At 69.1% G+C, this 12,496-nt stretch carries 14 protein-coding genes; 12 read left to right on the plus strand and 2 right to left on the minus strand.

Annotated elements, in window-relative coordinates; genetic code table 11:
• Positions 1-26: 26 nt before the first annotated feature.
• Together ACWIDW_RS01055 and ACWIDW_RS01060 are read right to left on the minus strand one after the other, a co-directional pair.
• Entirely contained in the window at positions 27-548 is a 522-nt protein-coding gene (locus tag ACWIDW_RS01055; protein WP_454122253.1) for a DUF4395 domain-containing protein, read from the minus strand.
• On the minus strand, positions 545-970 hold the full coding sequence (locus ACWIDW_RS01060; RefSeq protein WP_454122255.1) for a thioredoxin family protein: 426 nt from the start codon (positions 968-970) through the stop codon (positions 545-547). Before ACWIDW_RS01060 ends, ACWIDW_RS01055 begins: the two co-directional genes overlap by 4 nt.
• A 68-nt stretch (positions 971-1,038) precedes the next feature.
• Here ACWIDW_RS01060 and ACWIDW_RS01065 point away from each other — a divergent pair, with 68 nt between their 5' ends.
• From ACWIDW_RS01065 to ACWIDW_RS01120, 12 genes are all read left to right on the plus strand, one after another.
• Complete coding sequence (locus ACWIDW_RS01065; protein ID WP_454122257.1) at positions 1,039-1,848, plus strand: thymidylate synthase; 810 nt, start codon at positions 1,039-1,041, stop codon at positions 1,846-1,848.
• Positions 1,845-2,321, plus strand: a complete 477-nt coding sequence (locus tag ACWIDW_RS01070; protein ID WP_454122259.1) for a dihydrofolate reductase — start codon at positions 1,845-1,847, stop codon at positions 2,319-2,321. Before ACWIDW_RS01065 ends, ACWIDW_RS01070 begins: the two co-directional genes overlap by 4 nt.
• Positions 2,321-3,076, plus strand: coding sequence for an SDR family NAD(P)-dependent oxidoreductase (locus tag ACWIDW_RS01075; protein ID WP_454122261.1), 756 nt, complete (start codon positions 2,321-2,323; stop codon positions 3,074-3,076). Before ACWIDW_RS01070 ends, ACWIDW_RS01075 begins: the two co-directional genes overlap by 1 nt.
• A 43-nt stretch (positions 3,077-3,119) precedes the next feature.
• On the plus strand, positions 3,120-4,097 hold the full coding sequence (gene dapA / locus ACWIDW_RS01080; protein ID WP_454122263.1) for a 4-hydroxy-tetrahydrodipicolinate synthase: 978 nt from the start codon (positions 3,120-3,122) through the stop codon (positions 4,095-4,097).
• Between the two features lie 60 nt (positions 4,098-4,157).
• The gene (locus tag ACWIDW_RS01085) at positions 4,158-5,834 is read left to right on the plus strand and encodes a ribonuclease J (RefSeq protein ID WP_454122264.1); all 1,677 of its coding nucleotides are present in this window, start codon (positions 4,158-4,160) and stop codon (positions 5,832-5,834) included.
• Between the two features lie 59 nt (positions 5,835-5,893).
• Positions 5,894-8,650: a DNA translocase FtsK gene (locus tag ACWIDW_RS01090; protein ID WP_454122266.1), complete on the plus strand. Its 2,757-nt coding sequence runs from the start codon at positions 5,894-5,896 to the stop codon at positions 8,648-8,650.
• A complete protein-coding gene (gene pgsA, locus ACWIDW_RS01095; protein ID WP_454122268.1) occupies positions 8,650-9,225 on the plus strand; it encodes a CDP-diacylglycerol--glycerol-3-phosphate 3-phosphatidyltransferase in 576 nt (191 codons plus the stop codon). Before ACWIDW_RS01090 ends, pgsA begins: the two co-directional genes overlap by 1 nt.
• Positions 9,222-9,704, plus strand: a complete 483-nt coding sequence (locus tag ACWIDW_RS01100) for a CinA family protein (RefSeq protein WP_454122270.1) — start codon at positions 9,222-9,224, stop codon at positions 9,702-9,704. Before pgsA ends, ACWIDW_RS01100 begins: the two co-directional genes overlap by 4 nt.
• A gap of 153 nt (positions 9,705-9,857) precedes the next feature.
• A complete protein-coding gene (locus tag ACWIDW_RS01105) occupies positions 9,858-10,166 on the plus strand; it encodes a helix-turn-helix domain-containing protein (RefSeq protein WP_313354850.1) in 309 nt (102 codons plus the stop codon).
• A gap of 23 nt (positions 10,167-10,189) precedes the next feature.
• Positions 10,190-10,411 carry a DUF3046 domain-containing protein gene (locus ACWIDW_RS01110; RefSeq protein ID WP_452321384.1) on the plus strand — a complete coding sequence of 74 codons (222 nt, stop codon included), beginning with the start codon at positions 10,190-10,192 and terminating at the stop codon, positions 10,409-10,411.
• Between the two features lie 246 nt (positions 10,412-10,657).
• Positions 10,658-11,701: a recombinase RecA gene (gene recA, locus ACWIDW_RS01115; protein ID WP_454122272.1), complete on the plus strand. Its 1,044-nt coding sequence runs from the start codon at positions 10,658-10,660 to the stop codon at positions 11,699-11,701.
• A 96-nt stretch (positions 11,702-11,797) separates the two neighbouring features.
• Positions 11,798-12,442, plus strand: a complete 645-nt coding sequence (locus ACWIDW_RS01120; protein ID WP_454122274.1) for a regulatory protein RecX — start codon at positions 11,798-11,800, stop codon at positions 12,440-12,442.
• Positions 12,443-12,496 lie beyond the last annotated feature (54 nt).

Below are 12,496 nucleotides of genomic sequence, written 5' to 3' on the forward strand. Positions count from 1 at the left end.
AGAGCCGGTCTGCGTCGGAACAGACATCAGGCGGGCGCTTCGCTTCGCCCCAGCAGGCCCGCGCGCTGCAGCAGCAGGTACATCTGGCAGCCGAGGCAGAAGCCGAAGGCGGCGTTGAGGAAGGCCGCGGCGAATGCCGCGGCCGTCGCGATCGGAAGGGCGAGGGGAACCCCGGCGAGGTGCAGCACGAGGCCGAGAGCCACGACGAGCAGACCGACGCCCTGGGCGAACCGCGGCGGTCGCGGATCCTCGAGTTCGGCGGGCGGCGTCAGGCGGGGCCGGACGGCCGTGCGGAACAGCACCGCCCAGGGCGAGGTCGGAGGAGAGACGACTCCCCAGACGAACAGCGCGGCCACGATCGCGGCGACGACGAGGCCGGGGTCGGATGCCCGCTCGTCGAGGGATGCCGTGCTGATCACCCATCCCCGTGGGGAGGTCGAGGCGGCGATGCCGGTGAGAGCCAGGACCGTCGCGCCCAGCAGCAGTGCCGACGTGATCCACGCGGCGAATCGCGGACCTCGGGGGTCGATTCCATCCTGGGAGGTCATGCGGTCTCCTGAGGTGCGGGCAGCTCGTCCAGAGCGGCGATGATGTGGTCGCGGCGTGGCACGCCGACGAACCGGGCGACGACCCGGGCATCCGGGCCGACGAGCAGGGTCGTGGGGGTGCTCAGCACGCGGTTCTCGGATGCCAGGTCGGGGCGATGCGTGAGATCCACGTCGTGCACGTCGATCGCGCCCCGCTCGGAGGCCAGCTCGCGCAGCATCCGGCGCACCTGCGGACAGCGCGAGCAGGTGTCGGCGCTGAACAGCACGAGCGCTGCGCGCTCGCGCAGCAGACCCAGTCGGTCGACGTCGACGGCGCCGGCGGCGCGACGGCGGCGGCCGTCTCGCAGGCGCCACAGCAGACCCGCCGCCACCGTGATGGCGAGCAGGACGCCGGTGATCAGCAGGGCGGTCGCGAGCGGCATGCGTCGAGGCTACGCCGAACGACGCGGCCGCAGCCGAGTGTGACACCGCGTGACGTATCGTTGCTGGCATGAGTGCAGTCGTGCCGACACCCTACGAAGACCTGCTGCGTGACGTGCTGGAGTCGGGCATGCACAAGGACGACCGCACCGGCACGGGAACCACCAGCGTCTTCGGGCGGCAGATCCGGTTCGATCTCTCTGCGGGATTCCCCCTGATCACCACCAAGCGCGTGCATTTCAAGTCGATCGCGTACGAGCTGCTGTGGTTCCTGCGCGGCGATTCGAACGTGCGCTGGCTGCAGGAGAACGGCGTGACCATCTGGGACGAGTGGGCCGACGCGTCCGGCGACCTCGGACCGGTGTACGGGGTGCAGTGGCGCTCGTGGCCGACCCCGGACGGCGGCCACATCGACCAGCTCTCCCAGGTCGTCGAGCAGATCAGGGCGACGCCCGACTCGCGTCGCCTCATCGTGTCGGCGTGGAACCCGGCCGACATCCCCGACATGGCTCTCGCTCCGTGCCACGCGCTGTTCCAGTTCTACGTCGCCGACGGCCGCCTGTCGTGCCAGCTCTACCAGCGCAGCGCCGACCTGTTCCTCGGCGTCCCGTTCAACATCGCCTCGTACGCGCTGCTGACGCTGATGGTGGCGCAGCAGACCGGCCTCGAGCCGGGCGATTTCGTCTGGACCGGCGGCGACTGCCACATCTACGACAACCACATCGAGCAGGTGCGCGAGCAGCTCGCCAGAGACCCGTACCCGTACCCGACCCTGACGTTCGCGCGCACGCCGGAGTCGATCCTCGACTACCGCTACGAGGATCTCATCGTCGAGGGCTACCAGCACCACCCGGCGATCCGCGCGGCGGTGGCGGTATGACCTGGGCGGGGCTGATCTGGGCCCAGGCGAGAGGCGGCGTGATCGGCGCGGGCGGAGGGATGCCGTGGCACGTGCCCGAGGATCTCGCGCACTTCAAGCAGATCACCTCCGGTGCGCCCGTGATCATGGGCCGGCGCACCTGGGACTCCCTGCCCGAGCGCTTCCGCCCGCTGCCGGGCCGCGAGAACATCGTCATCACCCGCAGTCAGGACTGGAGCGCCGAGGGCGCTCGACGCGTGGCCGGCATCGCCGAGGCGGTGCGCGGCCAGGAGCGCGTGTGGATCATCGGGGGCGCGGAGATCTTCCGGCAGGTGATCGGAGAGGCCGATCGCCTCGAGGTCACCGAGCTCGACATCGAGGTGGACGGCGACGCGTACGCGCCGCCGATCGACGGCTGGCGTCTGGTGGACGAGGGGGAGTGGCAGACGTCCCGCACCGGCATCCGATACCGCTTCCTCGGATTCGAGCGCTGATGCCCACCGCACTGATCACCGGAGCCAGCGCCGGACTCGGCGCCGAATTCGCGCGGCAGCTCGCCGCGCGTCAGGCCGACCTGGTGCTCGTCGCCCGCGGCGCGGACGCCCTCGAGTCGCTGGCCGCACGGCTGCGCGACGAGCACGGCGTGCACGTGGAGGTGCTCACCGCCGATCTGGCGATCGAGGCCGACGTGCAGCGCGTCGCCGACCGCATCGCCGACGCCCCCATCGATCTGCTCGTCAACAACGCGGGCTTCGGCCTGCCGCTGCAGTTCGCCGACAACCCGATCGACGACGAGGTGCGGCACCTGCGCGTGCACGTCGAGGCGTCGATGAGACTCATGCACGCGGCCATCCGCGCCATGCGCGGCCGGGGCGGACGGATCATCAACGTGGCCTCCGTGGCCGGGTTCATCTCCCGTTCCACGTACTCCGCGTGCAAATCATGGCTGATCGGGTTCAGCCGGTGGGCGAACGCCGAGTACGCTCGCGACGGCATCAGCGTGACGGCGCTGTGCCCCGGCTTCACGCACACGAGTTTCCACGAGCGGATGGGGCTCGCCCCCGGCCAGGAGGGCGTGCCGCCGATCATGTGGCTCGACGCGGCCACCGTCGTGCGTGCGGGATTGCGGGATGCCGCCCTGGGCCGGCCCGTGTCGATCCCCTCGCTGCGCTACAAGGTCATCGTCGCGCTCACCCGCGTGCTGCCCAGCAGCCTCACCGCCAGCGTCGCCCGTCGCGGGCGCGTCTGACGCGCCGTCCCGGCACCGGGCGGCGAAACGCTACGCTGAGAGGATGACGCACGCGGAAAATCCCTTCGGACAGGTGCTCGTCGCGCTGGTCACCCCGATGACCGCCGACGGCGAGGTCGACTGGCCGGCCACCGAGAAGCACCTGGACCGCGTCATCAGCGACGGCGCCGACGGCATCGTCGTCACGGGCACGACCGGTGAGACCTCCACCCTCACCGACGACGAGAAGATCCGTCTCGTCGAGGTCGGCAAGGACGTCTCGGCCGGGCGCGCGAAGATCATCACCGGCGGCGGCTCGAACGAGACCGCGCACGCCATCGAGCTGTACCGGGCCAGCGAGAAGGCCGGCGCCGACGGGCTGCTGGTCGTCACGCCGTACTACAACAAGCCCACCCAGGCCGGCATCCTCACCCACTTCCGCCTGGTCGCCGACGCCACCGACCTGCCGGTCATGCTCTACGACATCCCCGGTCGCACCGGCGTGCCGATCAGGTACGAGACGATGCTGCGCCTGGCCAAGCATCCGAACATCCTCGCGGTCAAGGACGCCAAGGGCGACTTCAGCGAGGTCAGCCGGGTGCTGAACCAGACCGAGCTGATGTACTTCTCCGGCGATGACGCCAACGTGCTGCCGCACCTGTCGATCGGTGCGACGGGCCTCGTCGGCGTCACCGGCAACATCACCTCGGCGCCGTACCGGGCGATCGTCGACGCGGTCAACAGGGGCGACCTGACGGCCGCGACCGCCGAGCACAAGCGTCTCGAGCCGCTGGTGCGGGCGGTCATGACGCACGTGCCCGGCACGGTCTCGGCGAAGTACATCCTGCACGGTCTCGGCCGCATCAACAGCCCGCGCGTGCGCCTGCCTCTGGTCGGCCCGGAGGAGTGGGAGGCCGCCCTCATCGAGGACGAGCTCGCCCTCGTCACGGATGTCGCCGGCGCCGACTTCTCGAACTTCCGCCCCGACCGCAACGCTGCGGCCGGCGGCGCACTGCCCAAGGTGCACGGCACCACACGATGAGCGCGCCAGCGCGCTGACAACGACATGACTGGGCCCCGCCTGCCCGCTTGAGGAGACCGAATGTCCTTCCCCCTCGCCGAACCCGAGCCGCTCGCCCCCGGAACGCTGCGGGTCACCCCGCTGGGCGGTCTGGGCGAGGTCGGGCGCAACATGACCACGTTCGAGTACGAGGGCAAGATCCTCATCGTCGACTGCGGCGTGCTCTTCCCCGAGGAGCACCAGCCCGGCGTCGACCTGATCCTGCCCGACTTCGAGCCGATCAAGCACCGGCTCGATGACGTGGTCGGTGTCGTGCTCACGCACGGGCACGAAGACCACATCGGCGCGGTGCCGTACCTGCTGCGTCTGAAGCAGGACATCCCGCTGATCGGATCCGGGCTCACCCTCGCACTCGTCGAGGCCAAGCTCAAGGAGCACCGGATCAAACCGTTCACCCTCACCGTCAGGGAGGGTCAGGAGGAGAAGATCGGTCCGTTCGACCTCGAGTTCGTCGCGGTCAACCACTCGATCCCGGATGCCCTGGCCGTCGCCATCCGCACCCCGGCCGGACTCGCGCTGGCCACGGGCGACTTCAAGATGGACCAGCTGCCGCTGGACGGGCGCATCACCGACCTGCGCGCCTTCGCGCGTCTCGGCGAGGAGGGCGTCGACCTGTTCCTTGTCGACTCCACCAACGCCGACGTGCCCGGCTTCACGCCCACCGAGCGGTCGATCGGACCCGTTCTCGAGCAGGTCATCGGCAAGGCGCGCCGCCGGGTCATCGTCGCCAGCTTCTCGAGCCACGTGCACCGTGTGCAGCAGGTGATCGACGCCGCGCACGCCCACGGCCGCCGTGTGGCGTTCCTGGGCCGCAGCATGGTGCGCAACATGACGATCGCCGAGCAGCTGGGCTACCTGAAGGTGCCCGCGAACGTGCTGATCGACTACAAGAAGGCCCGCGACCTGCCCGACGACAAGATCGTCTACATGTCGACGGGGTCGCAGGGCGAGCCGATGGCCGTGCTCAGCCGCATGGCCAACCTCGACCACGCGATCGAGCCGGGCGAGGGCGACACCGTCATCCTCGCCTCGAGCCTCATCCCCGGCAACGAGAACGCGGTCTACCGTGTCATCGACGGGCTCACCAAGCTGGGTGCCGACGTGGTGCACAAGGCGAACGCGCAGGTGCACGTCTCGGGCCACGCCGCCGCGGGTGAGCTGATCTACTGCTACAACATCCTGAAGCCGAAGAACGTGCTGCCGGTGCACGGCGAGTACCGTCACCTCATCGCGAACGCCAAGCTGGCACAGGCGACCGGCGTGCCCGAAGAGCGCACGATCGTGGGCGGCAACGGCACCATCATCGACCTGCGCGACGGTGAGGCACGGGTCGCCGGTCAGCTCGACATCGGCTTCGTGTACGTCGACGGATCGACGGTCGGCGGCATCACCGACGCCGACCTCAAGGACCGCCGGATCCTCGGCGAAGAGGGCTTCGTCTCGGTCATCGTCGTGGTGGACTCCTCGACCGGCGGCATCATCTCGGGACCCGAGATCCATGCGCGCGGCGTCGCGGAGGACGACCGGGTGTTCGATGACATCACCCCGAAGATCGTCGCCGCCCTGCAGGAGGCGGCCAGCAACGGCGTGCGCGACAACCACGCGCTCTCGCAGATCATCCGGCGCACGATCGGGCGCTGGGTCAATCAGAAGCTGCGCCGTCGCCCGATGATCGTGCCCCTCGTGATCGAGGCCTGATACCGAGTAAAGCCGCGTCACTGCGGGCGGTTGTCGGCCGTCGGCCGTACCGTGGACACATGGCCAGGAGCACCACCAAGTCCGAGCGCGCGTCCGAGAGCGCGATCTCGTCTCGCCCGAAACGGCAGACGACGGCCCGATCGAGCGCGAAAGCCGCCCCGGCCCCGAAGAAGTACATCGACGAGGCCGAGCGTCCGCCGCTGGCGGCGCGCATGTGGCTCGGGCTCGCGCACGGCGTCGGCGGCCTGTTCCGTGCCTTCGGTCCGGAGAACCTCGAGAAGGATCAGCGACGCGACGGCTTCCCGCTGCTGCTCGTGGTGTTCGCCATCATCGGCGGGGTCGTGGAGTGGTTCTTCATCGGCAACGAGATCGCGCAGAACATCAGCGCCTTCACCTGGGGGCTGCTGGTCGGCCGGGTTGCCTTCGTGCTTCCCGTGCTGCTGCTCCTTCTCGCGGGATGGCTGTTCCGGCATCCGTCTTCGGTGCACGACAACGGCCGGATCGGGATCGGCTTCGGCCTGTTCGTGCTCTCCGTCGCCGGCATCCTGCACGTCGCGTCGGGCACCGCGGGGGCGACCGGAGCGATCGTCCGGCCTCAGCCGCGCGACGGCATGCCCGAGCTCAGCGGCGCCGGCGGGCTCTTCGGCTGGATGCTCGGTGAGCCCCTGGCCTTCCTGACCCCGGTCGTCGCGTACATCATCCTCGCGATGCTGGCCGCGCTCAGCATCCTGATCCTCACCAAGACGCCACCGAACCGCATCGGCGAGCGACTGGGCGACCTGTATGCCTGGATGTTCGGCGCCGAGCGTCCGCTGCGCCCGACGGCGGAGGAGGCGGCGCCCGCCGACGACGCCGAGAAGGACGACGCACTGCCGTGGTGGCGGCGCAACAAGAGCGGGCGGGAGGAGACGCCGGACGACGACGTCGACTCGCAGGCCATCACCGCGCTCTTCGACGAGCCCGCGCAGAAGACCGCGTACGACCAGGCGGTCATCGTCGACGACGAGCCGACGACGCACGGCGGCGCGGATGCGGCGACGGAGGTGCTCTCCGACGTCAGCGCCCTCACCGGGCTGCTCGGCGAGCAGAACACGACCGCGCTGCTCGACGACTCCGGCTCCACGGGCGAGCTGCCCGGTCTCGACGGCTTCGGGACGGAAGGTCCGGGGGAGAAGGGTCTGCAGGCGCCCGCCGCGCCCTACGTGCTTCCCTCGACGGCGGTGCTGAAGTCGGGACCGCCGCCCGTGGTGCGCTCGGATGCCACCGACCGCACCATCGAGCAGATCACCAGCGTGCTCGAGCAGTTCAAGGTCGACGCCAAGGTCACGGGCTTCTCGCGCGGGCCGACGGTGACGCAGTACGAGGTCGAGGTCGGGCACGGCGTCAAGGTCGAGAAGATCCTGCAGCTGAGCAACAACTTCGCCTACGCCGTCGCGTCGAACGACGTGCGCATCCTGTCACCCATCCCGGGCAAGAGCGCCATCGGGATCGAGATCCCCAACGTCGACAAGGAGACCGTCGCGCTCGGGGACGTGCTGCGCTCGAGCGCGGCGCAGAAGAGCACCCACCCGCTGACCATCGGCGTCGGCAAGGACGTCGGCGGCAACATCGTCGTGGCGAACCTGGCCAAGATGCCGCACCTGCTGGTCGCCGGTTCGACGGGGTCGGGAAAGTCGAGCTTCGTGAACTCGATGATCACGAGCCTGCTCATGCGCGCCCGGCCCGCCGATGTGCGGATGGTGCTGATCGACCCGAAGCGGGTCGAGCTGACCAGCTACGCGGGTGTGCCGCACCTGATCACACCCATCATCACGAACCCGAAGAAGGCGGCCGAGGCGCTGCAGTGGGTCGTGAAGGAGATGGACATGCGGTACGACGACCTCGCGTCGTTCGGCTACCGCCACATCGATGACTTCAACAAGGCCGTGCGCGCCGGCGAGGTGCAGGTGCCGCCGGGCAGCGAGCGCGTGCTCAAGCCCTACCCCTACCTGCTGGTCGTCGTCGACGAGCTTGCCGACCTGATGATGGTCGCCCCGCGAGACGTCGAGGACTCGATCGTGCGCATCACGCAGCTGGCACGCGCCTCGGGCATCCATCTCGTGCTCGCCACGCAGCGCCCCAGCGTCGACGTCGTCACGGGCCTGATCAAGGCGAACGTGCCCTCGCGTCTGGCCTTCGCCGTCACGAGCGTCACCGACAGCCGCGTCATCCTCGACGCGCCGGGCGCCGACAAGCTGATCGGTCAGGGCGACGCGCTGTTCTCGCCGATGGGGTCGTCGAAGCCGTTCCGTCTGCAGGGCGCCTGGGTCGACGAGGCCGAGATCTCGGCGGTCGTGAAGCACGTCACCCAGCAGGCGCGACCCGAGTACCGCCCCGACGTGCAGGAGTCGGCCGAGGCGCGCAAGAAGGAGGTCGACGAGGACATCGGAGACGATCTCGAGCTGCTGCTCGCGGCGGCCGAGCTGATCGTGTCCTCGCAGTTCGGGTCGACGTCCATGCTGCAGCGCAAGCTGCGCGTCGGCTTCGCCAAGGCCGGGCGCCTCATGGACCTGCTCGAGTCGCGCGAGATCGTCGGGCCGTCGGAAGGGTCGAAGGCCCGCGATGTGCTGGTCACGTCGGAGCAGCTGCCGGGGGTGCTCGCGAAGCTGCGCGGAGACGATGCACCGGCACCTGCGGCGCCTGCCGCCCCGGCCGCGAGCGCGTCCGCCGACCCGTACGGACACGACCCCGTGGCTCAGCAGTTCGAAGGGCTGCCGGTGGTCGAGAGCGATGACGACGGCGACGAAGACGCCTGGGGACTGACGGGACGCGACTGATGGCGATTCCGAGGCAGCTTCCCAACGCGATCACGATCGCCCGCATCCCGCTCGCGGTCGTCTTCTTCATGCTCCTTCTTCTCGCAGGTGCGTTCGGCGCCGACGACATCGTCATGCGCTGGGTGGCTGCGGGGCTCTTCGTGCTCGCTATCTCGACCGACTGGGTCGACGGCTATCTCGCGCGCAGGTACGACATCGTGAGCGACTTCGGAAAGCTGTGGGATCCGATCGCCGACAAGCTGCTCACCGGCGCGGGTTTTCTCGGGCTCGCGATCCTCGGCGAGGTGCCGTGGTGGATCGTCATCGTGATCCTCGTGAGGGAGTGGGCGATCACGATCCACCGCTTCACGCTCGTGCACGAGCACGTCGTCGCCGCGGCCTGGATGGGAAAGATCAAGACCGTCGTCCAGGGCGTCGCGCTGAGCTGGGCGCTGCTTCCGCTGGGCGGGCTCGTCGGTGAGACCGCCTGGGTCGTGATCACGCAGGTGCTGATGATCCTGGCGCTCGTGCTCACCGTCGCGAGCGGCATCGATTACGTCGTGGCGCAGGTGCGCGGTCGCCGGAGGACCGGATGACCGACGCTGCGCAGCTGGTCACCGCTCTCAGGCAGCGGGGCTGGACGCTGGGTGTCGCGGAGTCGCTCACCGGAGGTGCGGTCGCCTCCGCGATCGTCTCGGTCCCGGGCGCGTCGGCGGCTCTGCTCGGCGGTGTCGTCGCCTATGCGACCCCGGTCAAGCACACGCTGCTCGGCGTGGACGCCGCTCTGCTCGCCGAGCACGGTGCCGTGCATCCCGACGTGGCCGCTCAGATGGCCGAGGGGGTGCGGCGCGCCGTTGCCGTCGACGGTCGCCCGGCCGACGTGGGCATCGCGACGACGGGGATCGCCGGGCCGGACTCGCCCGACGGCCAGCCGGTCGGCACCGTGCACATCGGCGTCGTCACGCCGACGGGCATCCGGAGCATCCCGCACCTGTTCGCCGGCACGCGCGCAGAGATCCGCGCGCAGGCCACGGCCGCGGCGATCGCCGCGGGGCTGGCGGCGGTGCGGGAATAGGCACGAGAGGGTCGACGTTCTCCTCTACGTGACAAGCCGCTCACTCACAACTCAAGCACAGCGAAAAACAGTAGATTCGACGACAACCGATCAGGTTAGACTGGCGATCCCCTCGGAGCAGTCTCCGGGTGGCGCGACGGGAAGGAGGTTCCGATGATCCTCGTCAGACAGGAAATCGGCGATGTGCTGCGGGACTTCCGCCTGCAGAAGGGGCGCACCCTGCGCCAGGTCGCGAGCAAGGCCTCGGTGGCCCTCGGCTACCTGAGCGAAGTCGAGCGCGGTCAGAAGGAGGCCTCGAGCGAGATTCTCGCATCGGTCGCCGAGGCGCTCGACGTGCCCATCTCGACCATCATGCGCGAGGTCGGCGACCGCATCTCCGTGCTCGAGGGCCTCAGCCCCTTCCCGGACGTCGTCCCCGACGATCTCGTCGCCGCGGTCGAGCCCGAGCTGTCGCTGCACTGATACCGCAGCGCACTACTCCCCGCATGCGACGAAGCGAGTTCCTCCGCGCGGTCGACGACGAGTTCGGCGGCCGCGCGGATTCTCTTGTGCACGACCTGATCCTGGGCACGCTGGGCAGGACGGCGCGCGAGGCGCTGGATGCCGGTGTGCCGCCGCGCGACATCTGGCTCGCGCTGTGCGATGAGACCGACGTGCCCGCGACGCGGCGCTACGGCGTGGGACGGCTGGATCCGCGCGAACGCTGAACGAAACTCTGCGCGCGCTCGTCGGCGTGTCGTCGAAGATGTGTTCGATCTGCGCGTAATGTTCTGCACAAGTGGTCTTGAGGTCATCTTCTCCACATCAGACGCTGCCGCCGATCCAATGTCGGTGGCCGCTCGTACGGTGAGAGATGTGGCACTGAGCCATACGCCTTGTCGCAGAGTCACTCCATCCGGTACGGCCGCGACAGCCTACAGGCGGCAGAACTTCGAGATACAGAGGAGCACGTCATGCCATCCACCGACGACCGCGAGAAGGCCCTGGATTCCGCACTCGCACACATCGAGCGTCAGTTCGGCAAGGGTTCGATCATGCGACTGGGCAGCGACGAGCGCGCTCCTGTCGAGGTCATCCAGACCGGGTCGATCGCCCTTGACGTCGCCCTCGGCATCGGAGGTCTGCCGCGCGGACGCATCATCGAGATCTACGGGCCCGAATCGTCCGGTAAGACCACGCTGACCCTGCACGCGATCGCCAACGCGCAGCGCGCCGGCGGCATCGCCGCGTTCATCGACGCCGAGCACGCGCTCGACCCCGAGTACGCACGCAAGCTCGGCGTCGACATCGACCAGCTGCTCGTCTCGCAGCCCGACACGGGTGAGCAGGCACTCGAGATCGCCGACATGCTGATCCGCTCCGGCGCGATCGACCTCGTCGTCATCGACTCCGTCGCGGCCCTCGTGCCCGAGGCCGAGATCAAGGGCGAGATGGGCGACTCGCACGTGGGTCTGCAGGCGCGGCTCATGTCGCAGGCGCTGCGAAAGCTGACCGGTGGGCTGAACCAGACCAAGACCACGGCCATCTTCATCAACCAGCTGCGCGAGAAGATCGGGGTGTTCTTCGGCTCGCCCGAGACCACGGCCGGCGGTAAGGCGCTGAAGTTCTACGCCTCGGTGCGCCTCGACATCCGGCGCATCGAGACCCTGAAGGACGGCACAGAGGCGGTCGGAAACCGCACCCGTGTCAAGGTCGTCAAGAACAAGATGGCACCGCCCTTCAAGCAGGCGGAGTTCGACATCCTGTACGGCATCGGCATCTCGCGCGAGGGCAGCCTCATCGACTTCGGCGTCGAGCACGGCATCGTCAAGAAGTCCGGCTCGTGGTACACCTACGACGGCGACCAGCTCGGCCAGGGCAAGGAGAACGCCCGCAACTTCCTGATCAAGAACGACGACGTCGCCATGGCGATCGAGACGCAGATCAAGCAGAAGCTGGGTGTGGGCGCCAAGGCGGAAGACACCGTCGACGAGCTCGCCGAACGCCGTCCGGCCTGATGTCATCCGCTGACGTGTTTCGACGGCGCTCAACAACCGTGTTTCGACGGCGCTCAACAACCGTGTTTCGACGGCGCTCAACAACCGGCGTGACTTATGTCATCCGCTGACGATGGGCTCGCGCCGGTGATCCCGTTGTTCGGGGGACCTCCGCGGCTCGATGACCCGGGCGATGATCACGACGACGTCGTGCCGGTCGAACCGGATGCCGACGAGGTCCGTCAGCGCGCAGAGGAGGCTCTGGTGCGCAAGCTGCGCGCCAAGCAGCTGTCGGTGTCGGAGGCGCGGTCTGTGCTGCGCGAGAACGGCCTCGACCGCGACGCGATCGAAGACGTCATCGACGAGTTCCTGCGCCGAAGCTACCTCGACGATCACACGCTCGCGTCGCTGCTGGTGACCTCGGGATCCGAGCGGAAGGGGCAGGGGCGCATCGCCCTAGCGCGGTCGCTCGCGCAGCGCGGCATCCCGCGCGACATCGTCGACGACGCGCTCGCTGAGCTGCCCGACGACGATGCCGAGCGGGCGCTGGAGTTCGCCCGCAGCAAGGCATCCGGTATGAGCCGCCTCGACTACGACACCGCACTGCGCCGGCTGCACGGGCAGCTCGCCCGCCGCGGGTACGGCGGCTCCGTCGCGATGGACGCCGCCCGCACCGCCCTGGGCGAGGTCGGAGTGCGCCGCGCGACGACCCGCTCGTCCGCTGCGCACTCCTCCGGCGTGCGATTCGTCGACTCCGAGTGAGCACGCTCTCTACGAGCCGCTCAGCCACCCGGCCGGGCGGCTCGTAGAATGGAT

The sequence above is a fragment of the Microbacterium sp. NPDC055312 genome, assembly GCF_053645675.1.